The sequence below is a fragment of the Exiguobacterium sp. s191 genome (genome assembly GCF_018618955.1).
GTDB classification, from domain to species: Bacteria; Bacillota; Bacilli; order Exiguobacteriales; family Exiguobacteriaceae; genus Exiguobacterium_A; species Exiguobacterium_A abrahamii.
The window spans coordinates 857,512-882,717 of the sequence record NZ_JACSNC010000001.1 but is presented as its reverse complement, the minus strand read 5'-3'; the positions used below and the strand labels follow the sequence as shown (position 1 = coordinate 882,717).

At 50.8% G+C, this 25,206-nt stretch carries 28 protein-coding genes; 9 read left to right on the top strand and 19 right to left on the bottom strand.

Annotated elements, in window-relative coordinates:
- Positions 1-57 precede the first annotated feature (57 nt).
- From KNQ09_RS04670 to KNQ09_RS04635, 8 genes are all read right to left on the bottom strand, one after another.
- Entirely contained in the window at positions 58-1,731 is a 1,674-nt protein-coding gene (locus tag KNQ09_RS04670) for an FTR1 family protein (protein ID WP_214858565.1), read from the bottom strand.
- Positions 1,715-2,947 carry an iron uptake transporter deferrochelatase/peroxidase subunit gene (gene efeB / locus KNQ09_RS04665; RefSeq protein WP_251138091.1) on the bottom strand — a complete coding sequence of 411 codons (1,233 nt, stop codon included), beginning with the start codon at positions 2,945-2,947 and terminating at the stop codon, positions 1,715-1,717. Before efeB ends, KNQ09_RS04670 begins: the two co-directional genes overlap by 17 nt.
- Before the next feature lie 2 nt (positions 2,948-2,949).
- Positions 2,950-3,768, bottom strand: coding sequence for an iron uptake system protein EfeO (efeO, locus tag KNQ09_RS04660; protein WP_064299890.1), 819 nt, complete (start codon positions 3,766-3,768; stop codon positions 2,950-2,952).
- A gap of 134 nt (positions 3,769-3,902) precedes the next feature.
- Positions 3,903-5,606 (bottom strand): DUF2339 domain-containing protein, encoded by a 1,704-nt coding sequence (locus KNQ09_RS04655; protein WP_214812961.1) that lies wholly within the window; start codon positions 5,604-5,606, stop codon positions 3,903-3,905.
- A gap of 139 nt (positions 5,607-5,745) precedes the next feature.
- Positions 5,746-6,822: a C39 family peptidase gene (locus KNQ09_RS04650; protein ID WP_058703424.1), complete on the bottom strand. Its 1,077-nt coding sequence runs from the start codon at positions 6,820-6,822 to the stop codon at positions 5,746-5,748.
- A 183-nt stretch (positions 6,823-7,005) separates the two neighbouring features.
- Positions 7,006-8,055, bottom strand: a complete 1,050-nt coding sequence (locus tag KNQ09_RS04645) for an oxidoreductase (RefSeq protein ID WP_214857627.1) — start codon at positions 8,053-8,055, stop codon at positions 7,006-7,008.
- Between the two features lie 73 nt (positions 8,056-8,128).
- On the bottom strand, positions 8,129-8,614 hold the full coding sequence (locus tag KNQ09_RS04640; protein WP_064299892.1) for a GNAT family N-acetyltransferase: 486 nt from the start codon (positions 8,612-8,614) through the stop codon (positions 8,129-8,131).
- A gap of 222 nt (positions 8,615-8,836) precedes the next feature.
- The gene (locus KNQ09_RS04635; protein WP_023468304.1) at positions 8,837-9,709 is read right to left on the bottom strand and encodes an SDR family NAD(P)-dependent oxidoreductase; all 873 of its coding nucleotides are present in this window, start codon (positions 9,707-9,709) and stop codon (positions 8,837-8,839) included.
- Between the two features lie 160 nt (positions 9,710-9,869).
- Here KNQ09_RS04635 and KNQ09_RS04630 point away from each other — a divergent pair, with 160 nt between their 5' ends.
- Complete coding sequence (locus tag KNQ09_RS04630) at positions 9,870-11,333, top strand: potassium/proton antiporter (RefSeq protein WP_214857626.1); 1,464 nt, start codon at positions 9,870-9,872, stop codon at positions 11,331-11,333.
- An 82-nt stretch (positions 11,334-11,415) separates the two neighbouring features.
- Positions 11,416-11,826 (top strand): hypothetical protein, encoded by a 411-nt coding sequence (locus tag KNQ09_RS04625; RefSeq protein ID WP_214857625.1) that lies wholly within the window; start codon positions 11,416-11,418, stop codon positions 11,824-11,826.
- Between the two features lie 47 nt (positions 11,827-11,873).
- Here KNQ09_RS04625 and KNQ09_RS04620 read toward each other — a convergent pair whose 3' ends face one another.
- Together KNQ09_RS04620 and KNQ09_RS04615 are read right to left on the bottom strand one after the other, a co-directional pair.
- Positions 11,874-13,058: a hypothetical protein gene (locus KNQ09_RS04620; RefSeq protein ID WP_214857624.1), complete on the bottom strand. Its 1,185-nt coding sequence runs from the start codon at positions 13,056-13,058 to the stop codon at positions 11,874-11,876.
- Positions 13,059-13,079: 21 nt separating this feature from the next.
- Complete coding sequence (locus KNQ09_RS04615; RefSeq protein ID WP_029341691.1) at positions 13,080-13,676, bottom strand: DUF1129 family protein; 597 nt, start codon at positions 13,674-13,676, stop codon at positions 13,080-13,082.
- A 148-nt stretch (positions 13,677-13,824) separates the two neighbouring features.
- Here KNQ09_RS04615 and KNQ09_RS04610 point away from each other — a divergent pair, with 148 nt between their 5' ends.
- Positions 13,825-13,971 carry a hypothetical protein gene (locus KNQ09_RS04610; protein WP_023468299.1) on the top strand — a complete coding sequence of 49 codons (147 nt, stop codon included), beginning with the start codon at positions 13,825-13,827 and terminating at the stop codon, positions 13,969-13,971.
- 35 nt (positions 13,972-14,006) lie between these two features.
- Here KNQ09_RS04610 and KNQ09_RS04605 read toward each other — a convergent pair whose 3' ends face one another.
- The 4 genes from KNQ09_RS04605 to KNQ09_RS04590 are packed head-to-tail and all read right to left on the bottom strand — an operon-like array spanning position 14,007 to position 17,708.
- Positions 14,007-14,798, bottom strand: coding sequence for a PP2C family serine/threonine-protein phosphatase (locus tag KNQ09_RS04605; RefSeq protein WP_214857623.1), 792 nt, complete (start codon positions 14,796-14,798; stop codon positions 14,007-14,009).
- A gap of 18 nt (positions 14,799-14,816) precedes the next feature.
- Positions 14,817-15,737, bottom strand: coding sequence for an alpha/beta hydrolase (locus tag KNQ09_RS04600; RefSeq protein ID WP_214857621.1), 921 nt, complete (start codon positions 15,735-15,737; stop codon positions 14,817-14,819).
- Positions 15,738-15,771: 34 nt separating this feature from the next.
- The gene (locus KNQ09_RS04595; protein WP_069940683.1) at positions 15,772-17,220 is read right to left on the bottom strand and encodes a PH domain-containing protein; all 1,449 of its coding nucleotides are present in this window, start codon (positions 17,218-17,220) and stop codon (positions 15,772-15,774) included.
- Entirely contained in the window at positions 17,217-17,708 is a 492-nt protein-coding gene (locus KNQ09_RS04590) for a PH domain-containing protein (RefSeq protein ID WP_214857619.1), read from the bottom strand. The genes KNQ09_RS04595 and KNQ09_RS04590 overlap by 4 nt, the downstream gene beginning before the upstream one ends.
- Positions 17,709-17,834: 126 nt before the next feature.
- On the opposite strand from KNQ09_RS04590, the gene KNQ09_RS04585 reads away from it, so the two are divergent.
- Entirely contained in the window at positions 17,835-18,290 is a 456-nt protein-coding gene (locus KNQ09_RS04585; protein WP_023468294.1) for a hypothetical protein, read from the top strand.
- A gap of 17 nt (positions 18,291-18,307) precedes the next feature.
- On the opposite strand, the gene KNQ09_RS04580 is transcribed toward KNQ09_RS04585, so the two are convergent.
- Entirely contained in the window at positions 18,308-18,739 is a 432-nt protein-coding gene (locus KNQ09_RS04580) for a MarR family winged helix-turn-helix transcriptional regulator (protein WP_069940681.1), read from the bottom strand.
- Between the two features lie 108 nt (positions 18,740-18,847).
- Here KNQ09_RS04580 and KNQ09_RS04575 point away from each other — a divergent pair, with 108 nt between their 5' ends.
- Positions 18,848-19,270 carry an organic hydroperoxide resistance protein gene (locus KNQ09_RS04575; RefSeq protein WP_023468292.1) on the top strand — a complete coding sequence of 141 codons (423 nt, stop codon included), beginning with the start codon at positions 18,848-18,850 and terminating at the stop codon, positions 19,268-19,270.
- 132 nt (positions 19,271-19,402) lie between these two features.
- Here the strand turns inward: KNQ09_RS04575 and KNQ09_RS04570 are convergent, their stop codons facing one another.
- Positions 19,403-20,539: a Six-bladed beta-propeller, TolB-like protein gene (locus KNQ09_RS04570; protein WP_214857616.1), complete on the bottom strand. Its 1,137-nt coding sequence runs from the start codon at positions 20,537-20,539 to the stop codon at positions 19,403-19,405.
- A gap of 140 nt (positions 20,540-20,679) precedes the next feature.
- On the opposite strand from KNQ09_RS04570, the gene KNQ09_RS04565 reads away from it, so the two are divergent.
- The 4 genes from KNQ09_RS04565 to KNQ09_RS04550 all read left to right on the top strand — a co-directional run bounded on the left by KNQ09_RS04565 (position 20,680) and on the right by KNQ09_RS04550 (position 23,160).
- On the top strand, positions 20,680-21,756 hold the full coding sequence (locus tag KNQ09_RS04565) for a GTP pyrophosphokinase (RefSeq protein WP_231681756.1): 1,077 nt from the start codon (positions 20,680-20,682) through the stop codon (positions 21,754-21,756).
- Between the two features lie 71 nt (positions 21,757-21,827).
- Complete coding sequence (locus tag KNQ09_RS04560; protein ID WP_023468290.1) at positions 21,828-22,271, top strand: MarR family winged helix-turn-helix transcriptional regulator; 444 nt, start codon at positions 21,828-21,830, stop codon at positions 22,269-22,271.
- 72 nt (positions 22,272-22,343) lie between these two features.
- Complete coding sequence (locus KNQ09_RS04555; protein ID WP_064300969.1) at positions 22,344-22,829, top strand: tetratricopeptide repeat protein; 486 nt, start codon at positions 22,344-22,346, stop codon at positions 22,827-22,829.
- 85 nt (positions 22,830-22,914) lie between these two features.
- Positions 22,915-23,160 carry a hypothetical protein gene (locus KNQ09_RS04550; protein WP_023468288.1) on the top strand — a complete coding sequence of 82 codons (246 nt, stop codon included), beginning with the start codon at positions 22,915-22,917 and terminating at the stop codon, positions 23,158-23,160.
- 78 nt (positions 23,161-23,238) lie between these two features.
- Here KNQ09_RS04550 and KNQ09_RS04545 read toward each other — a convergent pair whose 3' ends face one another.
- Genes KNQ09_RS04545 through KNQ09_RS04535 form a run of 3 tightly spaced genes read right to left on the bottom strand, consistent with a single transcriptional unit; the run spans position 23,239 to position 25,194 of the window.
- The gene (locus KNQ09_RS04545; RefSeq protein ID WP_214857614.1) at positions 23,239-24,126 is read right to left on the bottom strand and encodes a phosphotransferase family protein; all 888 of its coding nucleotides are present in this window, start codon (positions 24,124-24,126) and stop codon (positions 23,239-23,241) included.
- A gap of 50 nt (positions 24,127-24,176) precedes the next feature.
- Positions 24,177-24,734 (bottom strand): guanylate kinase, encoded by a 558-nt coding sequence (locus KNQ09_RS04540; RefSeq protein WP_029341679.1) that lies wholly within the window; start codon positions 24,732-24,734, stop codon positions 24,177-24,179.
- Positions 24,724-25,194: a hypothetical protein gene (locus KNQ09_RS04535; protein WP_023468285.1), complete on the bottom strand. Its 471-nt coding sequence runs from the start codon at positions 25,192-25,194 to the stop codon at positions 24,724-24,726. The genes KNQ09_RS04540 and KNQ09_RS04535 overlap by 11 nt, the downstream gene beginning before the upstream one ends.
- Between the last annotated feature and the right edge of the window lie 12 nt (positions 25,195-25,206).

The window sequence follows — 25,206 nt, the reverse complement described above, 5'->3', positions numbered from 1 at the left end:
GCTGATAAGAAGTTATACCCGAAACATAATAGTTGAAACCTGAAATTGAAAAATGGATCAAGCAGCAGTCTGGATTGAAGACGCACGCCGCTTTTGCCAAATCGTAAACAAGGCAATCAGAACCATCAGGACGACTTGCGGGAGGAGCGTCTCGAGCGTCGGATAAAAGCCAATCCAGCCGGCGGTTCCGAGACCATTGATCGGGTGGATCGGTAAGACGTTCGTCAGCTGTAACGCGTGCAGACTCGTACCAAGAATCTTGAACGCCATCAGATAGATCAACCACGAGGCGACTTGGAACAGACGATGAATCGGTAAACGAACACCGATCTGAATGACTGCGTACGAGACGAGACCGATGATGACGATTGCAAGACCGATTCCGGATAACAAGGCAGTTTTTGTCATCGCTGGTGCCATTCCGATATAGAACAACAACGTCTCGGCGCCTTCTCGGAAGATCGTCAAGAAACTGACGAAGAACAAAGACGTCGTCGAAAGCGTCGACAAAAAGTGTTTTCGTTTGGCGACGGCGCTTTTCGAGTGCAACCAGTAGCCGACGAACAACATGACGACGACGGCGACGATGCCCGTGTATCCTTCAATTTGTTCCCGACCTGTCGCTGCGAACGAGGCCTGAAAGACCGTCTGCAAGATAAGCGCTAACAGACCGCTTGCGATCAGACCAAGCCCAGCGCCTGCCCAAACCTTTCCTTCTTGTTTCGATCGACTTTTCCGCGCGAAAGCAACAAGCGCGCTGACGATCAATAACGCTTCGAGACCTTCCCGCAGCATGACGAGCATTGCATCAACGAACGTATAATGCGTCTTCGTTTGTAATTGTGCGATAGCATTCTCAAACGACTGGAGTTCTTTTGCCGTCTTTTCCCTCGTTTCCGGCTTCAGGCGGGCAAGTAACAGCGGTACATCGGATTCAAGCTGGGAATAGAGACCTTCATTACGTGTCCGAACCTCACCTTCCGCACGTGGCCAAGTCTTCAGAAACGCTTCAAGCGCTTCTTTCGCTTGCGGTAAATCATTTGCCGCAAGTGCGGTTTGCGCCTTTTCAAGTGGCGTCAGCAGGGACTGCAGTCCCGTTTTCTTCGCCTGGACCTGCTTTCCGTCGAGGAAGGACTGAACGGCCGTATCGAACTGATCAAGTGCGGCTTTCCATTCCTTCGTATCCGCGGAATCACGCGCCGCCGCAATCCGGATCGACGCAAGTGCCATCTCGATGTTGCCATAATGACCGACACTGTCATTACGAACAAGATTCTCGTGCGTCGCCCAAGCGGTCAACAACCGTTGCTCCGCTGCCGGACGGTCGCTCGCTTTGACCTGCCGCATTTCTTTCGTCAACGAAAGCAATTGCTTCACCTTTGCTTTCGCGACCGGATCCGTCTTCGGTTTCGTTGCTTCTTCTTGATTCCGGACGGCAGCAGAGAGTGCTGTCAGTTGCTCGCGGACTTCCGGAAACGTTGCCGACCGTTTCGCATCGACCTGTTTGACGGCTTTCGTGATTGCCGCTTGTTGATCAGGTAAGTCTTGAGCAGCTTGTCCTAGTTCATCAATCGCTTGATTCAGTGCTGCGCGATCTTTACTTGCGACGGCAGACAGGGCTTGTCCGATCGCGACATAGAGATCATCCGTCGAAGCAGCATGGACAGGCACCGTTTGTTGACCGGCTACAAGGAATACAAGTACAAGGACGAGATTACGCAAATAACGCATCACCGATGTAGCCTCCTTTCGAGATTCCACCGAAGCAAGCGAAGATGGCACTTCCACGGTGCGTGATGTATTCATTCAATCGGTCCTGTGCGGCAAGACGGCGCTGAATCTCGATGAATTGTTTCGGTGAACGCTGATACGATAAGAAGAGTAGACCCGCATCGAGGGCACCTGTCTTCTCATCGATGCCGTCTTGATACGAGTAGGAACGGCGTAAGATCGCTGTCTTCCCAGCCCCGTGCGCGACAGCGGTATGCGAGTCAACCGGTAAGGCGGCTTCGCCACGAGCTTGTCGTTTCGCTGGTGTGACGGAAGCGAACTCGTCTGTTGAGCCGAGCGGTGCCCCAGAAGCGCGTTCGCGCCCGAAGGTCCGTTCTTGCTCTTTTAGGATCGTCCGGTCCCAGACTTCGAGATGCATCTGGATGCGACGGACGACGAGGAACGAGCCGTTCGTCAACCACGGTGTACCATCTTGCCACTGACAAAAGAGCGATTCTTTCCGGACCTGCTTCTTCGAGACATCAGGATTCCCTGTGCCGTCCTTGAAGCCGAACAGATTACGCGGTGTCCCACCAGAGGCATCTGCTGCTTTACTGCGCTGGAAACCGGCTTGAGACCAACGCATCGCGACCGTTCCGCGCCCGACACGGACGAGGTTACGGATCGCATGGAAGACGACTTGCGTATCATCACCGCAAACTTGGACGACGAGGTCGCCACCGCTCCATTTTTCGTCCAGACGATCGAGATCGAACGTCGGCAACGGTTGAAGAGCATCCGGTCGTTTATGACGGATGCCGAAGCGACCGTCAAACAGACTTGGACCGCACCCGAACGTAAACGTCAAGTGACCGGCAGATAATCCATCCGCTTCCCCCGTATCTTCCGGTGGCACGTAACGAGAGTCGGAATCGCCGTATGGTAACCCGGCAGCAAGTCTGGCACATAACCGCGTCCAGCGTTTTAATAAATCGACCAATTCATCGCGGCGCTCCGTCTTGATATCAAACGCCACGACTTGGACGTGATTTTGTGGTGGTGTCAGTATTCCCGCTTGATACGTCCCGTAGAACGGCTCTTGATCACTTGCTTCAACAGTCAATGTCCGCGGGAGGAACTTCTCAAGACCACTGGCATACAGGGCGGCCCCGAGACTCGTCAAGCCTGCGACCTTCAGGACGTCACGCCGCGTGACGCCTTCTTGGATTGGTTTCATGCTTATCCCTCCAGTACGATGCCCATCTTCGAGAGCGGTTCCGCGAGTTCATTGATGGCGACACTCATCTGTTTGACGTCTTGTTTCGAGAGACTCGTATAGAGAACATAGCCGGCACCCTGTTTCTTCGCATCGAGTAACGCGTAGACATCCTTGAAGCGAGCAGCAATCTCTTTTGATAACGCCGCATCTTGTTTTTTCAGCGCCGGGTTCAACAGTTCGTAAATCTTTTCAGCCCCTTCGACGTTTGCCGCGAAGTCATATAAATCGGTATGCGAATAACGGTCTTCTTCCCCTGTCACTTTTGACGTCGAGACTTCGTTCAATAGATCCGTCGCCCCCGTGACGAGTAATTCTGGTGTCACCTCGACCGTCTCGACCTTTGCCCGCAGTAAGTGGACGTCCTTCATCAATTGTTTCGCGTATGCTTCATAACCTTTTGTCGTTCCCTTTTCGAATAATCCTTGCTCGATCCGGTGGTAGCCACCCCACTCCGACGCTTTCACGTCGCCTGCTCGCGCATCGATCTTCGGATCAAGGTCACCGAATACTTCCGCGATTGGTTCTGCGCGTTCGTAATACATCCGCGTCGGTGCGTACAACGCTTTCGCTTCTTCAAGCTTTCCCGCTTGTACGGCATCCGTGAACTTTTCCGTCTCGCGGACGAACGTATCGATTTCGTTGATCGCGTACGTCCGGTAATCCGCAACGACTTGGTCAAAATTCGTCTTTTTTGGTGCCGGTGTCTCCGCTTGTTTCGCTTCACTGCAACCTGCTAAAACGACGGCGAGCGCCCCCGTCATCAATAATGCTTGTTTCATGTATGGTTCCCCCTGTTACTAATTAAGTCAGTTCCTTAAATAGTATAGACGACAATGATAATCGTTATCAATAAAAAGTTTTACGCAATAAAAAAAGCTTGAACCGGTTCATTTCAACCGATTCAAGCGCTTCGTCAGGCTTGTTCTTTACGTTTTTTGAAGTAAGTCCGTGAAATGATGAACGTGACGATCCCGAAACCGATGAAGACGAACGCTTTTTGGAACAAGCTCAGGAACGACAAATCGAATAGTAAAAGCTTGACGGCACTGATAGTCAGTAGCAACAACCCGGATAATCGCCACGTCGACGACGTCCGCATCCGACCAATCGCGACAAGGACGAGTGCGAGGACGATATAAGCAGCGGACAACGTCGTACTACGCGCCGTCTCTTCAAGACCGCGGTAGAATGGTAACTCCATGATGATCAACGTATAGGTCGTAAAGACACCGATTGCAGCAAGGGCGAGGACGAGTTGCCACGACCCCTTCCAAACCGGATCACGATGTGTCTGAACGAGGAGCAAGACGAATGCTGTCGAAGCAATGACCATCGCGAGCACCGTCAACGCATACGAAAGACCAAGCCGTTGATAGGTTTCGTAGTCGACGACAGCAGAAAAGATGAAGATGACATACAACCCGACGTTAAACAACCGTTGATGCGGCATCCGCGCCCATGGAACGAACCAAAATGCAGCAATCAACCCGGCAATCAAGAAGTAGCGCAGTTGATACGTCCAGCTGAGGGCATCTGCCGGAATCAAGAGGACGGCGACGAGTAAGCCGACGTGACCGACGCCGTTTTGAGCCGAATCCTTTAAACGATCTGCAAGCACGTAGGTAACGCCAGCGAACAAAATCGCTACTAGCGTTCCGAACGACCAGTCGAGGATCAGTAACGTCAGTAAGACGACAACTCCGGCAAGCCAGCTTGGAACGTTTGGCTGAAACTGGATCCGTCGTCCGACGAACGATGTCGCACCGTAACCGAAGAATGTCGCAAGTAAGAGAGACCATTCATCAAGTCGTGGTACCTGTTCATCAAGCCAGTAGAGCTCTAACGAGAGTAGGCCGAACGCGAGTGCGATCGTAAAGATCACCCAAGCGAAGACGAACGCTTTTTTTGCCTTCAGTCGGTCAACAGCAAAGAAGATCGCTGCGAACAAGACGACTTCGTACAATAAGAAGAGTGGTAAGTTCGGGTCGTCCGATAATTGTAGATACGGTAATAAGAAACCGGTGATGGATACGAGGACCAGTAAGGCTTGCGATCGCATCCAGAGCATCAGACCGTACGCGATGAAGACGACGACGAGCTCAAGTAAGAAGGCTAAAGACGGTGGATAGAATTGATATAAGGCCATCCCGGCGAACAGTGCCGCCAACGCGACGATCGTACCGGTCGCGACGAGTCCGACCCCGAGCTCGCGTCGTTTCTTCTCATACTGGTATTCTCCAAGGGCGATGACGAGTAGACCGATCAATACCCCACTTCCGATGCGGACAGGCGGACTGATCAGACCGGCAACCGAGGCGTAAGAGAACAGGAACAAGGCTCCGAGTGCAGCGAATATCGCTCCAATCCGGGGTAACCAGACGGTCGCGATGACCTGTTCCCATTCTTCGCGGGAGCGTTTTTCCTTAAATGTTGGTTGAGGAACAACCGGTTTTCGTTTCGTATAAGCAGGGCGCGGGGCTGGGCGAGCGACCGTACTCACTTCTGGTTCGCTCGGTTCAGGTGCGACAGGCGAAGTGTGCTGTCCTTCAAGGGCAGCTACTCGTTGTCGTAGCGCCGCGACCTCCTGCTCGAGACGCGTGATCCGTGGATCTTCCATCTCTTCACTTCCTTTCATGGATACATTGTCATTCTTTTACACACCTAGCAGGTGAACTCCTTCATTTTACAGTAGATTTCGTATCGATATGTCTGAAAATGACAAAAATCCGGTCGCGTGGGAGCGACCGGATGAGGGTTTAACGAACAGATAACGCATATTGTCCCGTTTGATTGAAAACGGATGTGAACTGCGAGCGACTGACACTGTACTTGCCGCGGTATGGGTCCGAGACGTAGAACGAACCGCTTGAGACACCTGTCACGAGCATGACGTGATAGTTCCGGTAACCTGTGAATGTTTTACCGTCCGGTTTGATCCAAGAGAAGTAGCCATATGGATTCTTGAAATCGACCGTTGCCCAGACGATGACCGGGTTACCGCTACGAATCTCACTCTCAATTTTCGAGACGCCTTGTTTCGAGATATCAACGGCACCACTGCGGTATTTTTTCGCAAGTGGTAGGATCCCTTTCGGATAGATGCCCCAGTTCTTGTAGTAATCGAGCGTTCCGGCTGGATTCCCCGTGAACATTTTTTCTGGATCTGCCCAGTAATACTTCCCGTTCTTATACGTCGCGTTCTTCATGCTTTTCGGCATTTGATTATAGAGTGACGCAGCAGAAACGGCTTTTTTCTTGTATTCGAGTGCCATCTTCAACGAGACGAACTCACAACCAGATGGATACCCGAGTGAATATTGGTTGTAGTACGGAACATTTAACTTTTTCGTCGTCGTCGATGGTTTTGACTTCGAAACGTATTGCGTCGAGATATAGCGGTAGCTTCCCTTGTAGAGAATCCGTGTCCAGCTCCCTGACGTGCCGTATGTCGCAACGGCAACCCCTTTATTCAGCTGTCCTACGACTTTATACTTCGTTCCAGCACCCGTCCGGACGTTGAGTGTGCCGACCGTCGTATACTTCGTTCCCGTCGACGTATATTTCGACGAAGACGATTTGACGTAGTTCTTGTGTATGTAGCCTGTGCGGGATTTGTAGCTGATTTTATACCAGCTGCCGGACGTTCCCTTTGATGTGTAGACGTTCCCTTTGTAGACGTTACCGAGAATCTTACTCGATGTCGACGGTTTCTCGCGGACGCGCAAGACATCCGTCGTCACGGTCAACTTCGTCGCGGCCTCAGCGATCAACGAAGGGCTGAGTACCCCAACGATGACAGCCGCTACGAGCAATGCGGATAAGAATCGTTTCATGATAGACCCCCTATGCTTTGATTTGGTGAGACATTCCCTTATTCCCAACTTTTTGAAAAAATAATCAACATTTCTTTAGAAAAATCTGAAAAATAAGGAATGCACCTGTTCTTTATATCAAAAAAACCCGACCATGCCTATGGGCACAGTCGAGTTGTCATCAACCTGCAATCAAATTAAAATTTAATTTTGGATCGTCAAGATATAAGGGGATGGTTGCGCAAAAGCTTGTTCAAGCAGGTGGGCAACAAACAAGGTATCCTCTTCTTTCACCGGAAGCGGTGCATCTTCGACGATACTGCGGTAAAAGGCGCGATACATTTTACCGTAATCGCCAACAGGACTCGGGATTCGGACGTCTTGCAGATGACCGTGTTCATCATGATAGATCAAACGCCCATAATCGTCTTCTGAATCCTCACCGAACCCCTCTTCTCCTGGGAAGTAGTTCGCTTTCAGGTCGAGCTCTTGCCGGTCGACGTGTTGCTTGATGAACGTACCGTTCGTGCCGTGTAACATCCACCGGGGTGCCGGGGCGAGCGCGACGTGACTCGTCCGGACGCTGACCTTCAGCTCCGGATAATAGAGATCGATCGCAAATGCGTCGTCTGGATTGTGCGGCAGACGAACACTGCGCACGTCAAAGGCGACCTTGTCCGGTTTTCCGAACAAGGCGATGATTTGGTCGAGCGTATGGACACCGAGTCCGTAGAGCGCACCATTCTCGTGACGCGCGTCAGCTGAAGCCGCTTCCGGGCGGAATAGATCAAATTGCGAGACGACCTCGACGAGACGACCAAGTTTCCCGGACCGGATGATTTGCGCGACGACTTGGAAGTCGCTGTCGTAACGTCGGTTTTGATAGGCGAGAATCTTGACGCCTTGCGCATGTGCTTCTGCAAATAGACGCTTCGTCTCCTCTTCCGTCACCGTAAATGGCTTTTCGACGAGCACGTGCTTTTGATGTTGCAGCGCGAGCAACGCGTATTCGAAATGTGTCGCCGGTGGTGTATTGATGACGACGACATCAAGTGCCGGGTCAGAGAGCATTTCGGACAGATCCGTCGTAAAACGGGCATCCGGCAGTCGATCCTGATAGGAGGTGAACAGCTCCGGTTTTTCCTTCCGATTGTAAATCCAGGTGACGTGATAGTTGTCCTCGATCATCACGTACGGTAAATGGTAACGGGTCGTACTTTTGCCAAAGCCGATGAAGCCGATATTCAATCGCATCCGATCACTCCTTGAACCGTTCTTTTTCTATTACCATACCAAACGAAACGACCGTTGTCTTGATTGAACCGCTTCAAGCCGTCGCTTCGATGCGTTCATACTCATAAATCGAGAAGCCGTCCCGTGTTCCTTGATAGACGAATCCGAAGGACGTGTAATATGCATTGAGAAACTCGTTTGAAGCGACACAATCGAGTCGTAGGATTTCTCCTTCATCCTCTGTCACAGCAATCGCGTGTTCCAGCAGTTTCCGACCGACCCCGCGTCCTTTGGCGCGGTCGCTGACGACGATTCGATGGATATACAGACCTTCTACATCATCCCACAAGGATTGATCCCATTCGAGCGAAGGAAGCAGGGCAACGGAACCAAGCAGCTCGTTCTGATCCTCAAAGACATATAGGCGACCTGCTTCTAAATCTCGCGCGACGAGTTGCTCGATGTCTTGCTCCAGATAAGCAGACCACTGGCTACTACCACTGGCTTTGAGGGAGAGCGCTTTTTGCTCAAGTAGGGTTGCGATGTTTCGAACGTCTTTTGATGTAGCTTGTCGTATCATGTTATTCCTCCTGTTACAAAAAAATTCTTCTCTATCCTAACGAATGTACAGCGAGAAGAAAACCTTTTTGCTTCAAGATTTCATCGTTCCCCATTATTTTGTGATTTTTTTCATATTCCACAATTTTATTTCAATGTAACGTATCCTTTAGGAGTGATCTGACCCCCAGTCGTCACAACGGATAAACGACCGGCTTCCCACGAGCCGGTCGTTTTTTGTCGTTCAGGCGAGTTCAACCCAGCGACGCGACAAATTCCGTGCTTGCGCCCGGTACTCGTCGTCTTCGACGATCGGATTACTGAGTCGTGGAGCGGAATCCGCATAGTAGCCGCCGTTGTCAAGCGGATCGTCGGTCGTTGCGAGATAGAGTGCCGTCTTCGCGCCGTATTCCGGTGTATAGAGTTTTCCGGTCCAGTACCCGACTTGCGCGACCGGTTTGAGTAACGTCTTCATCACTTTCCCGTACTTGCCGCGATAGAACAGATCCGTATTGACGATCCCCGGGTGGACGCTGACGAACGTGATCCGGTCACCGTGCTTTTCAGCCAGTTCACGCATATGAATCATTTGCAGGAGCTTTGATTCGCGGTAGGAACGCATCGGGCTATAGTGTTCTTTTTTGACGTGGGCGATCGCTTCGAGTTCGACGTCGGTCCGAATCAAACCGCCTTCACCAGCGAGCGATGAAATCGAGATGACACGCGGATCGTTCCCTTTCTCAAGTAACGGCAATAAGCGCTCGATCAAATAGAAATGACTCAAGTAGTTGACCTGGAATTGTGATTCGAAGCCGTCCTTCGTGACATGATACGGCGGTACCATGACACCGGCGTTTAAAATTAAGCGATCGATGCGACCGACTAAATCAAACAGACGATCCGCGAAGCGACGGACGGAGTCCAGTTGATCGAGTTGAACGATCTCGATTTCCAGGTGCGTATGCGATACACCATGTTCCCGCAGTAGTTGCACGAGTGCCGTCGCTTTTTTCTGCGAACGGACGGTAGCGATGACCCGATCTCCTCGCTCCAATAATTCTTGAATCGTGACCATCCCCATGCCGGAGTTGGCACCCGTGACGATACAGATGTTCATCCCTTTTCCTCCTTGTGTTCCGTATTGAACGCATATAGTTCTGCTTCTAGTTTTCCTTTTTCTTTTCGTTTGTACACCTCGTTTTGACGTTATTTTTCGAAATTTTCAAAAAGTAACGTATACTAAAAGGAGAACATGTTATCACGAAAGAGGTGGTCGGATGGAAGAAGGGACGATCTTATTCGTCGCAGGAACGTTACTATTGATTGCGATCATCACGACGAAGTTTGCCGTCCGGTTAAATGTACCGACGTTGATCCTGTTCGTCGTCGTCGGGATCGTGGCAGGGTCAGATGTCACAGGAATCATCAACTTTGGTGATTTCGAGCAAGCTCGTCTTTTTGGGACGATGGCGCTCGTTCTGATTCTGTTTGACGGTGGCTTGCATACGAAATGGGTACACTTCCGGAAAATTCTCCCCGCTGCCCTGTCGCTTGCGACCGTCGGGGTCCTTGCAACGACCGGGATCATTGCCATCGTTGCGTATCTATTACTTGATTTTTCTTGGCCGGTCGCGTTATTGATCGGCGCGCTCGTCGGCTCGACTGATGCGGCTGCTGTTTTTTCCCTGCTCAGTGGACGACCAGTCGATGCCAAAGTCAAACATACGCTCGAAGCGGAGTCCGGAACGAATGATCCGATGGCCGTCTTCCTGACGATCTTGTTCACATCGTTTGCGTTAGCGCCGGAATCGTTCTCGATCGGTGCGGGTATTCTGTCCTTCATCTACGAGATGGGACTCGGGACACTAGTTGGTCTTGCAATCGGGTATCTCGTCACGCAACTGCTGAATCGGATTGAGTTGCCATCGTCCGCCCTTTATCCGACGCTTCTGTTCAGCGGGGCGCTCTTCTCGTATGGTCTCGCGACGATTTTGCACGCCAGTGGGTTTCTCGCTGTCTATTTGACCGGGATCTGGATCAACAATCATGACATGATCTACCGCGAGACGCTCAAACGATTCAGTGGCAGCTTGTCGCATTTAGCAGAGATCGGCATGTTCATCATGCTCGGACTGCTCGTCTTTCCAAAACAATTGCTCGATCCTCGGACCTTGTTCGTCTCGGCTGTCATCGTCCTGACGTTGATCCTGCTCGCTCGTCCACTTGCCGTCATCTTGTCGCTGCTTCCGTTTCGGTACACGGTCAAAGAACAGAGTGTCATCACTGCAGCCGGATTACGGGGCGCCGTTCCGATCATTCTCGCGACCTATCCGCTTTCAAGCGGTCTTTCTGAAGCGCCGCTTCTTTTCAATATCGTCTTCTTCACCGTCATGACGTCTGCTCTCTTGCAAGGAACAGCCTTACCGTGGATCGTCCGGCGAATGGGGCTAGAGACACAGCGTGATACGACGGTCGAACCGTTTCTGAAATTCATGACTGTCACCCATCCACAAGCAGAGATCATCGAGGTCCGCGTTTCGCAAGACAGTCATATTGCTGGAAAGACACTACAGGATATCGAGATGCCCCAGGATGTGCTCGTCGTTGCAATCATTCGTGAAGATGAAATTCTGACGCCGCGTGGTCAGACACGTGTCTTCGTAGACGATCAACTGTTGATTTTGACACCTAAACAAGCGGATCAGGACGTTCGACGGTTGATCGCGTCACTCGGAATATAGATCATTTGACACATCCTCCAGGAGGGTGTGTTTTTTGGTGTGGATTGGTATACTCAAAAAGGAAAATAAAGGAGGAACCTTGATGTTGAAACGATTACTTGCCGTCATCTTGACCACCACGCTCGTTTGCACCGTCCTAGCATACATATCCTATACACCGCTCCGAGATCGGACATCGGATACGATGTATGATTCATTCGGTTCAACATTTTTGTCATACGTCTTATTCGCCTTGCCGATCATCTTGCTGTCCGGCTTCTTACTCGACTTCCTTATTGGCATGATCATCAACCGGTCATCGACGACATTAGCGTATATGCCGACAGTCCTCGGTTACGGAGTGTACGGTATCATGATCGCGAGTCTCCTGATTCTCTTGACGACGAAGGACGCATTTGACCTGCCGCTTTCTTTTACAATCGCTGCTCTGACAGCAATGATCTATTACAGTCTGTCCGTCGTCTTTAATCGATTGTCACAGCACGCGCACTAAAAAAACGAACAGGCACGTCTGCTTACTCGCGGACGTGCCTGTTCGTGTTATTCTGCTTCCGTTCGTTCAATCGTGATGACACCCGGCGGACGATGCGGGAAGGTCAACGTCAGACCGGCAAAGCGACAGATATCATCTTCGTTCGGTGCCCGGTGCACCCACTCGATCGTCTCTTGCCTTGCTAGCGCGTGGCGGATCCGGTTATCGGCTTGTGTACGCGAGATGCCGCGGCAATCGACGTTCGTGATATACGTCGCTTCGTCCGACTCGATCTGTTGCCAAATCCCGAGGATCAGTTGACCAATCGGACTGACGGATTGACCATCCGGTTCTTCACTGCTGACAGCATCATCGAGCATTTCGATGACAGCGTCACAAGTCTCACCGGAAGCAAGCAATCGCGTCGATCCTTGTTGTAGAATCCGGTATCGCGTCACACCGTTCTCGAGCCACAAGCGCTGTGCGAATGGATTGACCGGGACACCATGGAAAAATGTCTGCGTCCCGCGCCAAGCAAAACCAAATGATGGATCGTACGCCCGAATCGTCGCCATGGCGCGATCATGGAACTTAGTGATCGTCTGTCGTTCTGTTTCCAGTAAGGTCCGGATCGCGTTATCGTCTTCTAACGATACCGACTTTGGTGTCACGGTGAATAATTCCGACTCCGGTAAGCGGTGTGGGGACAAAATCGTTCCGTCGAAACGATAATCGTTCGCCGGACGTCCAGTACGCCCGACAGATAAGCGCCACGTCCGTTCTTCCGGCATGAAGGCATAACTTTGATGGGCAAAAGGTGGTGCGACGAACAGTCCCGGATACGGATCGAATGTGTCGACTCGCAGGACGTCACCGTCATACCAGCACTCTTCGATCAGACGGACGAGCCGTCCGACGGGTGCATTACGGTCCGTCAGGTAACGACCGGTATTCGCATGAAATCCGAGCAGGAACTCGCGCTCTTCTTCCTGAAAGGTCACCATCAAGAGTTGGAACAACGACGCAATCTGCTGCTCGACGAGTTGTGGCTCCTCCTCCGTCTCTGCTTCAAAGGCGACCATCTTCCAGCCGGACCGCTCATACAGATGGATCGTCACCGGAAAGAACAGGAAGGCACCATGTGTCGCTTCGAGCTTGACCATATCTTGCGATGCTAATCGTTCCGTCAGTAGGGAAAAGCCCATTCGTTCGAAATGATCTTGCAGCCGTCGTTTCCAATGTGTGAACTCCACGCAATCCTCTCCTCTCGCGAATTATGCGCCGCGCTTTCGTAACGGATTCTTTGACCAGTAGATGTAGAGACCAACGAGTCCCGCGATGCCGATGATATAAGACGGCGTTCCGCTGACTTGAATCAAGACGTCTGGTGCCGGGAAGACCGTCACGAGCAGTGCCTTGTAGGTTGAAAACAAAATGAAGCTGATGACGAATTGAATCCACACCCGCGGTTTGACTTGTTTAAGCTTCGGTGCCGTGATGACTTGTGACATCGCGTCGATCAAGAATAGAGCGATGATCGAAAAGAATAAGTAGTCAATCAAAGCGAATTGGAACAATCCATCGATCCCTTCGATGAAGATGAACATCAGGATCGACGAGACATAGTTTCGCGTCCAGCGTTTTTGTGTCTCCATCCGGTGTCGTTGTGGTAATTCAGCGATCATCTGATCGAGGCGTGCTTCGACCGATAGACCGTGAATCTCTTCGAATGGACGCTGTTTCCGCTGGGCTTCATAGATATCTGCCCGCAGACGGTCTTCAATCTCCGTCCGGTCCGGTTCTGCGACATTCAGGTTCAAGCGTGGTAAAACGGTTTCTAATAGACGTGTGTTGGCTTTCGTTAATTTCAATCGATTTCCCCCTTTTTCATGTTTAAGTATACTGGGTTTTTGGGAAAAATACGTAGTGGAAGTAAAAGATTGCTTGACGAAACGATGAAGAATGTTCAGAATTATTAAAATATAGTGTCGGAATCAGACAGAAAGGACGTGTCGGACCATGCGTCAAACATTGACGAGCGCCGCCTTGATCACCTTGCTGACAAGTGCGGGCATCGCCTTCCCGTTGGCTGAAGCGAAGCCACCCGTGGACCAAGAACCGGTCGAACTCGATCAGCAACAGGAACAAACGCCTGAAACAGAATAACAATAACCCGCGCTCAAGCAGGAGCGCGGGTTATTTCATGCATCACTAGGTTGGGTGACGCGTTCGTCAATCGTGACGGTCCACGTAACGACCGTCGTGCTGTCACGAACGCCCTGAGCCTCGATCGTCGAGAGAAGTTCAGCAATACCACCTGATCGTAAAGTTTTTTCCATCTGCTTCGGTTCAGCATACGGTGTTCCCGGGCACTCAAGCAAACCATCCGTCGTCACGAACAACTGATTCTCGCCTTGACGCAATTCGCGGATCCCACGCGCGTAACTCGGGATCGGTAACGCAAAGGTGTTCGCGCGTCCAATCCATTCATAGAATTGACGTTGGTTCAAGGCGGCTTGTCCCATCTTCATCAGCTCCGGGTGAAACAGATACAAGACGACGTCACCGACCGAGAACCACCAGATGAAACGTCCTTTGCGGACGGCAATCAGACATGCTGTCTCCCCTTGCAACGTCGCACACGCCGCTAAAAAGTCCGGATCTTGAAATAGATCCAGCACGGTCGTCTCGATTCGTTGGAATGCGTCCGTAAGTGGGGCATCAAGATCAGTCCGAATACGCGACTCGTGTTGTGCCAACTGCTCTAAGACAAGTGCTGCACTATCCGCTGTCTTATGAGCGTCTAAGACGACGGTCATCTCCCAATCGTCGCCGATCAAGATGGCAGCCCCGTCTTCGTTTTTATACTGACCGCTTCTTGAGCAGCCTCCGAATCGACCGAGCGTCATCCGACCAATCTGGTCAATCTGCTTCGTGTCGACGAATGGTTCGTCGGATCCGACCCAGTAGTAGGATGATTGTGTCGTCTGCATGCATCAGTCTTCCCTTCTTTACATCTCCCGCAAGTACGGTTGCAGGAATAAGCGTAATCGTTTTTCGTAGTTGTCCGGGTCCATCGTATACGTCTCGTCATGACCGGCATCGCGAACCGGATACAATTGTTTTAATCCCGTTTTTGCTTGATACAGTTCGTACATCATCCGGACCGGGACGAGATCGTCCTTCAGTCCGTGGATGAACATCGTCGGAACCCGACTCTTCGTTGCTTGACGCGTCACCGAGACGTCGCCATAAAAGAAGTCTTGCTCGCCTTTGTTCCACATGCTCGCGACCGTCAGAGACGGCAGTGCCGGGTAACGGATCTGTTCGTCCGCGAGTAGACTGAACCAGTCGTCGAGTCGGGCGTAAGCTCCTTCAGCGACGATCGCCCGGACTTGGGTTGGTACGGTCTCGCCAGAAGCGAGTAAGACGGTCGCTGCGCCGACACCGAGTCCGTGATAGACGATCCGTGTATCGTCTCCGTTTTCAGCAAGCAGGCGTTTCGTCCATTCCAAGACATCCAGTCGATCGAGCCAACCGTAGTTCCGGACGCCACCGCTTCGATCCTGCCCACGCCGTTCGATGAGTAAGACATTGAAATTAGCCTCATGGTAATAACGGGCAAGCGCATAAACACCGGTCTGTGAAAACATCATCTCATCCGGAACGAGGAGGACCGTCTGTTTGCTACCGTCAACCGGTAGATAACGCCCGAAACGGACGAACCCGTCCTTCGACCATTGCTGTGTCTCGCTTGTTTGTTTGAACCATGTCTCGTCTTTCGTCACCTGTCCGTCCGTTCTCGTCGTCTTCAGAATCGGAGAAGCGTCCGACTGACCGATCAATGTTTCTTGCATCCGGTATCCATCATAGACGATGAACAGTAGCAGACACGTGACGAGCAACACGATGCCGATTCCCCATTTGCGCATGTGCTTCGCTTCCTTTCCGACAGTGAGTCTTTCCTTATTCGTCGTCGGTTTTCACTTCCCCTGCTAACGGGGTCGAAAGGAACGATTGTTTATACCAGCGCTGTAAGGTATCGATATCCGTTCGTTCAAAATAAAGCGCGTTAAAAGCAGTATTGCCCCGTAGTTGAATCTCAATCCGGGCAATCTCCTTTGCTTCGAGCCAGCGAGAAACGGACCAGGTCAATTCCTCGATTTTCAGTCGTGGCGTATAGACGGTCTCTTTTTGGACCCATTGTTTGCGTAACATCAAGAGATCGTGGCCGGTTCCGAAGCGGGTCTTTCGGTAACCGCTGCGCACAGCGAAGTAATAGAACGGTAACCAGATGAACAGAAGCAAGATCAAGAAGCGCCAGGAAGAATCAAGGACGATGATGACGACACTGCTCAGTGCCGTAAACAACAGCGCATAACCGAGTAACGGCCAACGAACCCGGTAGCGAAAACCGATCGGTGCGACTTCATGCTGCGGACTGAACTGTCGAAAGCGCGGTAGATACGTCGCCAGAAACGGATCAATCTCATTCGTCCGGATGAATGGATGGAGCAACAGTCGCTCCTTCTCTCCGGTCGCCGAGATGATGTGTAAGGACAGACTCGCTCGACCGATCAACCGCTGAATCCAGCTTTCCTGAATGACGAGGGCTTGAATCTTGTCAGCATGAAACGCGACCTCGGTCCGGTTCAACATTCCGTACCCGATCAACAATCGGTTGTGTTGCAAGACGGCACGGTACGAACCGTATTTCAAGATATAGACGATGATCGAGCCGATGTAGATGACGAGTAAGACGAGTACGCCAAGCCCCGTCAAAACGAACAATGATAAATGCGCGAGTTCCGAGAACAGTCGATCGACATAACGTTCAATGAACTGATCGATGAATTGATAAGCGGTCCCGATCCCGACGAGCGCCAGTCCGACGCGTCCAGACAAGGCACCGGCTAATGCCAAATCACGGACAGGGATCGTATAGGCGACTTCCGCCTGTTGTTCTTCGACGACGAGTTGCCCCTCGTTTTTGATCGACGATTTCAGTTCTTTCGCAAAATCAAGACGGATTCCCTTTAGTTCGACTTCCGGTGTTCCGCTCTCGGACGACGTCTCGACGGTCAACGTCGCAAGACGCAGCAGTCGTTCGATGACATTTTGCTGGATGCCGATCGACTCGATCCGTTTACGTTGTGTCGTCCGTTCACTTTTTTGGAAAATCCCTTTGCGGACCCGAATCGTTTCGGCATCAATCGTGAACGTATAGAAATACCAGGAGGCGATCCCGTATAAGAGGACGAACACAATCCCAACACTGATCCCGATCCACGTATAGGTGTTGATCTCACCTTTGCGGATCGCATTTAAAATCAAGGCGGCGAACGGAATCAGGAGCGAGCGGATGATCGAGATACTCGACATCACGATGAACAGCGGGTGGACGCGCCGGGTCATAACGATTCCTCCTCCCGCTCCTCGAGTTTTGCGAATCGTTCGACTTGTGTGCGTAGCGCGTCTCCTTGCGCACGATCGAGACGAGTCAACGTGACGAAGCCGGATGCCGTTCGAATATCCAGTGTGATCAAATCATAGCGACGCAGAATCGGTCCCGTTTGGCTATCGATCAATTGCACCTTGACGAGCGGCACGGTGACTTCGCGGCGGAAGAAGATCCCGTTGCGGACGACGAGAAACTCCTCATCGATGCGATAACGCATATACTTCAAGCGAAGAACGGGTATGTAGACGATACGGGGAATGAAATAGATCAGCCAAAGCAGACCGACGATGCCCATCCACCAAGGTGTCAGGTCGAGCCACATGACTTGTGTGATCGTCGTTCCGATCAAGATGACGACGATCAAGCCGTGTAACGGCAACAATCCGAGCCGTTCTGCTCGAATCGATCGTTGTGGCAATGTATGCCATTGTACAGTAGACATCAAAAAACACTTCCTTTCGTTTCCATTTACGGTTAAAAACGTCGCTTGGTTTCAGACAGCGGTTGACATTTTGTTTGATTTCATCGCATATATAGAAGTGAAGAACTGTAACACCAAGGAGGAACCATGTTAACTTTTGAAGAAAAACTACGAATTATCGAGACCTTCCCACAACTCGTCCGAAAAGATGTCTCGCTGAAGCGCGTCAATTTCCAATTCCCGGACAGTCAGTATGAGAAGAAGAATCTCGTCTATCATTTGCATCCGAACGGGAACGGCTTCGTCTATGCCGCTGGTCTACCAGGTTATGAAACGGACGAAAAAGGGTTCGTCAACATCCGTGAATTCTCAGAGCCTGCTTTAATTCTCTTATTAGAAGATGCAATCAAAGCACTCTCGACGGTCCAATCGGTCGAAACACTCGAAGAAACATGGGTCAACGATAATCAGTTCGAATTAACGTTGCTCAATGAAGACATCGACACGTGGCTCGTCTATGCTGGTGATCTTTTAGACGGTGCATTCAACTCGTATAAGGAAGCAGCGAACTATCTTGAAGAAGAAGGTTTCCGCCGTAAATAAGACAATGAGCGATCCGGTTAATCCGGGTCGCTCATTTTCATGACGAGACGATTCAGTGCCGCTTTGACGACGCGCAAGTCTTCTTCGTCAACGTCGAGTGTCCGGACGAGATCAAGCGGAATGGTCTCTGCTTGTTTCCGTAATGCACGACCGGCATCCGTCAAAAAGATCTGGATGTGCCGTTCGTCTTCCGGCTTACGGACGCGTCGCAACAAATCTGCTGCTTCGAGTTTCTTCAGTAATGGCGTCAACGTTCCCGAATCAAGATGGAGCCGTTCACCGATGGCTTTCAGCGATTGTCCCTCCTCCTCCCAGACGACGAGCATGACGAGATATTGTGGATACGTCAGACCGAGGGGTTCAAGTAACGGACGATAACGACGCGTGATCTCACGCGAAATCGCATAAAACGGAAAACAGAGTTGTTCATCTAAAGCTAACGGGTTCATAAAAAATTCCTCCAATCGTGAGCAAACGAGTTGCATTTCGATTTAAATTGTATACAATCTAATTGTAAGCTACTTATTTGAATCTAACAACGAAAGGGAGTTACACACATGAAACCAATGTTCACATCATCTGCAACAGCTGTCGGAGGTCGCGACGGACGCGTCGTATCGGAGGACGGAATCCTTGACGTTGCCCTCGCAATGCCGGTACCAGGATCGAAAAAACAAGCAACGAACCCAGAACAACTCTTTGCTGCAGGATATTCTGCTTGCTTCGACTCTGCCTTGAACATGGTCGCTCGCAAACAAGGAATCAAACACGATGGCAGTGAAGTCACAGCACACGTGACATTAAACGAAGCAGCTGACGGATTCATGCTTTCCGTCGAACTCGATGTTCTCGTCCGTGGGATCTCGGAAGAAGCGGCGGCTGAACTTGCGAAAGTTGCGCATACGGTCTGCCCTTACTCACGTGCAACTGCTGGAAACATCCAAGTCGACGTCTACACACGTACGACTGACGCAGAATAAGTGTAGCATTTCTAGCCAGCCCGAGGTTTACTCTCGGCTGGTTTTTTGTTTTTTATAATAATTTCGGTAGTTGAAATAATTTTATTCTAGATGATAAACGGTTGCTCTCACGAAAAGAACAACCGCTCTTTTTTATAGTTGATGGACCGATAAGATGACGAGTTCCCCGGACACGGTGACATAATAGGCATCCTCGAACCGATAGCGTTCATTGTGTTCTGCGTCATAGACCGTGACCATTGGTTCCGCGTCGTCTCCGATCGCTTCGTGTAAATAGAAGCGTCCACGTAAGACACGTTCGAACGGCTCCTTATCGAGGAATCGGGCACCGTTACGTAAGTTGATCACTTCATGATGGTGCTCGGACCGGTCATTGACGATGAAGATCGTCGACTCGACGTCATCGTACGTGAAGTCGAGCGGTTCATAGTCACTCCACTGAATCCGGGCAACCTCTTCGACACTCGCTTCCGTGTCGATCCGGTAAAAGATTTCTTCGTTTAGACGGTCAGTATAGGCACTGAAGATCAGATGCCCTTCCTGTTCTCCGAGATACTGAACGGTATCCCCTTCCCCTTCTAACTTCAACAAGGTTGCGAACGATAAATGCTCAACACCCTGTTCGATCTCCTCGATCAAGGTCGGTAGTTGGGCAATCAACAGACTTTCCGAATGGTCGATCGGATCTTCTGGTGAGATGACACCACTTTCAAGGGCATCATAGAACGAGAACTCATCGAGCCGAGCATTACAGACGATGTACTCCTTGTCTTCGAGCGTGACGAGAAAGAAATAGAGTTCCCGGTAATTCTCCGTCATCCCGTAGAGCCGTGGATCGCGAATCGTCTGCCGCGATTCATCCTTGACGTCATACAAAAACGCGGACGTCGTATCGGTCGTTTGTAAGAATACGAGATAGTTCTCATTGAGCACCCAGTAGAGCGTCAAATCCCCTTCGACATAAAACGACGCAATCTGCTCCCGTTTACCGGACAAGAGATCGATGACGAGCACTTCCGTCTCCCCGCCCTGCTCTTGCGTATGTTCATTCAAACAATAGACTCTTCCGTGCCGCACGAACGGTCGGGTTGGTCCGTGATCCGTCAAGGCTTCTGGCGTTAGATCGACCTGTTCCTGATCTTCAAGATCATATCGGCTGATGTGGTAACGGGCGTCATCAAGACGACGTCGAAAATAGATCGACGATGGTGTGACATGCAAGACATCCATATGATCGGCGGGTAAAGCACGGGCATCCACTATTTCCATGATTAATCTCCTCCCGGACACGTACTACTTGTCTTTTTCCCACGAATCGTACTGCTTCAAACAGGGTCTTGCTGTGCGTTTAACGAAGCAGAGTGCTACAATATGGCTAGATGACTACAGGATGAGGAAGGTGCGAAACGGTGCAATCACAAGATTTAAATACGATGATGCTCGAATATGTCAACGATAAGGAAGAATACGATGCCTACGCCGACAAGTTGAAGATGCTCTTGTCCGAGTTGCTGGACGCGGCAGGCATCAAATACCACTCGATCGTCGCCCGGACGAAGGACTCCGAAAGTCTGTATCAAAAAGTCTTACGGCAACCGAACAAATACCGTTCACTCAAGGACGTCCATGACTTGACCGGGATTCGGATCGTCACTTATTTCCATGACGACGTCCGGGAAGCGGCACGCATCATCGAGAATGAGTTCGCAATCGATCGCGATCAATCGGTCGATAAGTCGACGTTGCTCGATACGACGGAATTCGGTTATCTCTCGGTCCACTTCGTCGCTTCACTCAGCGATCAGCGGCTTGCCCTGAGCGAGTATGGACGTTTTAAAGACTACACGGCTGAGATCCAGATTCGCTCGATCCTGCAACACGCGTGGGCGGAGATCGAACATGATCTTGGATATAAAAATCCGAACAGTGTCCCAGCAGAAGTCCGGCGCAGCTTCAGTCGGGTCGCAGGATTACTCGAGATCGCCGATCAGGAGTTCGTCAACATCAAGAAACAGTTAAAACAATTTGAAGACGAGACCGTTCAACAAATCTTGTCTGACCCACATCAAGTCCGGATCACGGCAGATAACTTGAACTACTTCATCGATCACTCCCCGGTCATCAACGAGCTCGATAAACGACTCGTTACATCGCAAATGATGCTCGATTCCGATCAACAATTGATCAACGAACTGATTCGGATGTTCCATTATGTCGATATCCGGACGTACGGAGAGTTGATTGAAGCCGTCACGACACACAGTCCGCTCGCCTTACGCTGTGCGAAGGTCATGCCGAATCCGTTCCTACCTCGTCAAGGAATCGGCATCGCCTATATCTGCATGGCGCTGACGATCGCTGGCGAAGATACACACCGGATCGACTACTTCTTCCGCCGCTTCTATCCAGAACTGCGCAACGTCGAAGAAATCGTCGCCCAAGTCGCTCGCGTCGTCGAAACAGATGATTCAAGAGAAAAATATTGATTAAACTAAAATTTTTCACTATACTAAATCACGAGTGAAAGAAACTACGGTATAGAAAGAGTGAACGATACATGGCAACTACACTAGAAGTAGCACAACGCGATCAGTTGATCGTTGATACGGAAAAAGGATTACGGATGAACTACCGCGCGATCAAAAAGGACGTGCGTAGCATGTTCACGACGTACTTGACACGCAATGAGTTCTTCATCTTGAAGTCCCTTTGTGCGAACAGTCCGCAAATCGCCTCTGCCCTCTCGCAGGAGTTTCAATTCTCAGCGAGCATGATCACGGCATTAGCAGACGAATTGACGAAAAAAGAGTTGATCTCGCGTGAGCGAAGTGAACTCGATCGTCGTGTCGTCGAACTCCGCGCCACTCCAAAAGGCATCGAGCTCTATGAAAAACTCGAATCGATGAAGATGGATTACCTCGCAGACGTCTTCGAGGACTTCTCGGATCAGGAACTCGAACTGTTCCGGACGCTCTTAACGAAGCTTGAAAAAACAATCTAAGCTGTTCAATCGAACGGATCCGGTCAGGACGACCGGATCCGTTTTTTAGTAAATTCAGGAGGAGGAAACGCGATGTTTGATTTCGAATCGGTGCAACAGTTACGACAGACGGGGCAATATGAAGCAGCGAAGGCAGTCGTCCGTCAGTATGTCGAGACGGCACCTAACGATCCGACCGTCCTCTATCAGATGGCGTGGTGTCATGATAGTCTCGGTGAGGAACATGCTGCTGTTCCCTATTACGAACAAGCCCTAGCGCTCGGTCTTACTGGCGAAGACCGCTTGCAGGCATATATCGGGCTCGGCAGTACATATCGCGTCATCGGTCAGTTCGAAGTTGCGTCAGACGTGTTTCATCGTGCGTTAATTGAATTTCCGGACGCCCATGCCCTGCAAGCCTTCCTCGCGATGACGGAGTACAATCTCGGTCAAGCCGATCAGGCAGTCGGTCGGTTGCTGAAGAGTCTTGCTACGACGTCGTCAGACACATCGATCCAGACATTTGACCGAGCAATCCGTTTTTATGCCGATCATTTGGACGAGATCGTCAAAGAATGAACAGCAACGGTTGACGAGTGCTCGTTTTGCACAGCATAATGTAACAGCCAAGCGGACTCGCTTTTGGCAGGAAAGGAAGTTAAGAATGTCATCAAAAAAAGTATGGACAGTAGAAGGTTACGAAGAACAAGGGCAAGAAAAACACGGCAAGGCAAGCAAGTCAGAGACATATACGAATGAAGCCGATGCTAAGAAAGCTGCTAAAAAGATGGCGGATCAGAATGATCATCTCGACGTCTACGTCATTTATACGAGTACGGTAAACGGTAAAACAGAAGAACGATTCTTCAATTCGAACGGCAAGTATAGTGAAGAAGGCTTCGAGTGGTAATCTCTATTTTCATCTTAAGATTCACCTATAAAAACAACGGGTTCGTCTCTTCTTAAAAAGAAACGAACCCGTTGTTTTTTAATCATGAATTTGCCCTTCATACCAAAGCGGGATGTCCCGCTGAAAACCAGCATGATCCTGAATGATTCGCTGGACACGTCGTTGCATCGCTTGCATTCCGTCTGCATCGAACCGCTTCGCCCAGACGAGTGCCGAGAAGACGACCATCGCCATGTAAAGACTATACATTCGCCAAAAGTCGGACGGTACTTCGTTCTCGAAATACCCCTCAATCATGTGACGGGCAAATACCGGACTCGTCTCGACCTGAAACAGACCACATTTGACGAAGTCATGCCACGGATCGCCATAATCATGGTTCCCATAATCAAGGAAGGCGGAAAGATGCCCATCCTCGACAAGGAGATTATCGAGATGAACGTCATCATGTTGCAACCGGTTCGGACGTGTCTGAAGTAACGGAATCCGCTCGCTAATGAATCGATCAAGACGCTCGATCCACGTTGGCTCAAGCAATCCATCAATCGCTGCGCGGTAGCGGTCATGTTTCGCCTGGCAACGTTCGCTCCAAGACGTCATTTCGCTCGGTGCAGTGACGTCATGAATGCGTCTCAGCGCTTGCCCTGTCTCCTGACCGAGTCGGGGTGCTAATTCCGGTGACTCCTCGAGTACGCTTCGAACGGTTTGTCCGGGTAGGTACGGATAGATGCCGTAAGCGGTCGTTGCGGTCCGTCCGGTCGCTAGCGGTAAGGCATGAGACAATCCCGCTTGTTTCGGAATCGCTAAAGCGGCTTCTCGTTCAAATTGACGACTAGACGGATCCGTCACGACCTTGACGATGTAGTGCGCTGTTGCCGTCTTGACGGACCAGACGGCTTGGCGCGATCGACCAGATAACTGTCTTTCGCTCTCAACGTGCGTGAGTAAGGGATGCAAAGGTAGCATGAAGACTCCTTTCTGACATCAAAAAGAGGACGCATCTTGCGTCCTCTTCGTCATGCCTGTGGAATGTAGCCAGCAATGATCTCAAGCAGATCGGCATACGCTGTCTCAAAATCGATGTTTTCAATCATATAATCATAATGATCGCGGTCTTTCCACGCTTCCTCGTAATCGACGAGTCGCGCTTCAAACTCCGGTGTATCCCCGCGCATCAACAGTCGTTCCTTCATCAAGTCGGGTGGGACCGAGACGAAAATCGTGATCACCTGGTCGCCAAACAAACGCTTGAAGTTCGCCGCCCCTTTCGGATCAATGTCCTTAATGACGATTTGATCCTGTTCGAGGACATCGACATACGCTTGACGCGGTGTCCCGTACCACGCCCGGTGGACGTGGGCGTATTCGATGAAGCCGTCGTCTTGGATCAATTGTTGGAACGTCTTGACGTCGACGAAATGATAGCTTGCTCCATCAATCTCCGTCGGTCGTTTCGGTCGGGTCGTGACCGACGGGATGAACCGGACGTGCGCGTATTCCGTCCGTAGACGTTTGATCAGGGAGGACTTTCCGCTGCCCGATCCACCAATCAAGAGAATGATTTTACCTGACATCGTTTTCCCCCTGTTGTTGTGTCGTGAAGTAACCTGTAAAGCGAAGAGCGAACTGTTCGAGTTCACTATCGACGACCGTTCCGTAAATCGGTCGGATGACGATTAAATAGCGCTCGTACGAGATGATCCGGGATGTTTCGTTTCGTGTCATCTGGACTTGTTCTTCCGGATAACTCTCGACGTAATACCAATCGACCGCAATTCGTTCATCGGATGGGGTCTCATAAATCCAGGTCACCGTCGTTCCATCCGCAGGAAGGGTGCTTTTCAAGGTGAAGCGCTGAATCTGCTTCAGTTCCCGTTTCGCTGACGCAAGTCCTGCCTGATAATCCGCAGGGCGCATCGGTGTCGTCGTCACTTGCTTCGGTTTTGGTTCCGGCAAGCGGGCAAAGCCAAGCTGAAGTCCGACGAATAAAGCGACGAGCGACAAACTGATGACGAATACGTATTCCTTGCGCATCCCTTCCTCCTC

Excerpts from the sequence above, each read along its gene's own strand:
- KNQ09_RS04670 (WP_214858565.1), bottom strand. The coding sequence starts at position 1,731 with ATGCGTTATTTGCGTAATCTCGTCCTTGTACTTGTATTCCTTGTAGCC.
- efeB (WP_251138091.1), bottom strand. The coding sequence starts at position 2,947 with ATGAAACCAATCCAAGAAGGCGTCACGCGGCGTGACGTCCTGAAGGTC.
- efeO (WP_064299890.1), bottom strand. The coding sequence starts at position 3,768 with ATGAAACAAGCATTATTGATGACGGGGGCGCTCGCCGTCGTTTTAGCA.
- KNQ09_RS04655 (WP_214812961.1), bottom strand. The coding sequence starts at position 5,606 with ATGGAAGATCCACGGATCACGCGTCTCGAGCAGGAGGTCGCGGCGCTA.
- KNQ09_RS04650 (WP_058703424.1), bottom strand. The coding sequence starts at position 6,822 with ATGAAACGATTCTTATCCGCATTGCTCGTAGCGGCTGTCATCGTTGGG.
- KNQ09_RS04645 (WP_214857627.1), bottom strand. The coding sequence starts at position 8,055 with ATGCGATTGAATATCGGCTTCATCGGCTTTGGCAAAAGTACGACCCGT.
- KNQ09_RS04640 (WP_064299892.1), bottom strand. The coding sequence starts at position 8,614 with ATGATACGACAAGCTACATCAAAAGACGTTCGAAACATCGCAACCCTA.
- KNQ09_RS04635 (WP_023468304.1), bottom strand. The coding sequence starts at position 9,709 with ATGAACATCTGTATCGTCACGGGTGCCAACTCCGGCATGGGGATGGTC.
- KNQ09_RS04630 (WP_214857626.1), top strand. The coding sequence starts at position 9,870 with ATGGAAGAAGGGACGATCTTATTCGTCGCAGGAACGTTACTATTGATT.
- KNQ09_RS04625 (WP_214857625.1), top strand. The coding sequence starts at position 11,416 with ATGTTGAAACGATTACTTGCCGTCATCTTGACCACCACGCTCGTTTGC.
- KNQ09_RS04610 (WP_023468299.1), top strand. The coding sequence starts at position 13,825 with ATGCGTCAAACATTGACGAGCGCCGCCTTGATCACCTTGCTGACAAGT.
- KNQ09_RS04605 (WP_214857623.1), bottom strand. The coding sequence starts at position 14,798 with ATGCAGACGACACAATCATCCTACTACTGGGTCGGATCCGACGAACCA.
- KNQ09_RS04600 (WP_214857621.1), bottom strand. The coding sequence starts at position 15,737 with ATGCGCAAATGGGGAATCGGCATCGTGTTGCTCGTCACGTGTCTGCTA.
- KNQ09_RS04595 (WP_069940683.1), bottom strand. The coding sequence starts at position 17,220 with ATGACCCGGCGCGTCCACCCGCTGTTCATCGTGATGTCGAGTATCTCG.
- KNQ09_RS04590 (WP_214857619.1), bottom strand. The coding sequence starts at position 17,708 with ATGTCTACTGTACAATGGCATACATTGCCACAACGATCGATTCGAGCA.
- KNQ09_RS04585 (WP_023468294.1), top strand. The coding sequence starts at position 17,835 with ATGTTAACTTTTGAAGAAAAACTACGAATTATCGAGACCTTCCCACAA.
- KNQ09_RS04580 (WP_069940681.1), bottom strand. The coding sequence starts at position 18,739 with ATGAACCCGTTAGCTTTAGATGAACAACTCTGTTTTCCGTTTTATGCG.
- KNQ09_RS04575 (WP_023468292.1), top strand. The coding sequence starts at position 18,848 with ATGAAACCAATGTTCACATCATCTGCAACAGCTGTCGGAGGTCGCGAC.
- KNQ09_RS04570 (WP_214857616.1), bottom strand. The coding sequence starts at position 20,539 with ATGGAAATAGTGGATGCCCGTGCTTTACCCGCCGATCATATGGATGTC.
- KNQ09_RS04560 (WP_023468290.1), top strand. The coding sequence starts at position 21,828 with ATGGCAACTACACTAGAAGTAGCACAACGCGATCAGTTGATCGTTGAT.
- KNQ09_RS04555 (WP_064300969.1), top strand. The coding sequence starts at position 22,344 with ATGTTTGATTTCGAATCGGTGCAACAGTTACGACAGACGGGGCAATAT.
- KNQ09_RS04550 (WP_023468288.1), top strand. The coding sequence starts at position 22,915 with ATGTCATCAAAAAAAGTATGGACAGTAGAAGGTTACGAAGAACAAGGG.
- KNQ09_RS04545 (WP_214857614.1), bottom strand. The coding sequence starts at position 24,126 with ATGCTACCTTTGCATCCCTTACTCACGCACGTTGAGAGCGAAAGACAG.
- KNQ09_RS04540 (WP_029341679.1), bottom strand. The coding sequence starts at position 24,734 with ATGTCAGGTAAAATCATTCTCTTGATTGGTGGATCGGGCAGCGGAAAG.
- KNQ09_RS04535 (WP_023468285.1), bottom strand. The coding sequence starts at position 25,194 with ATGCGCAAGGAATACGTATTCGTCATCAGTTTGTCGCTCGTCGCTTTA.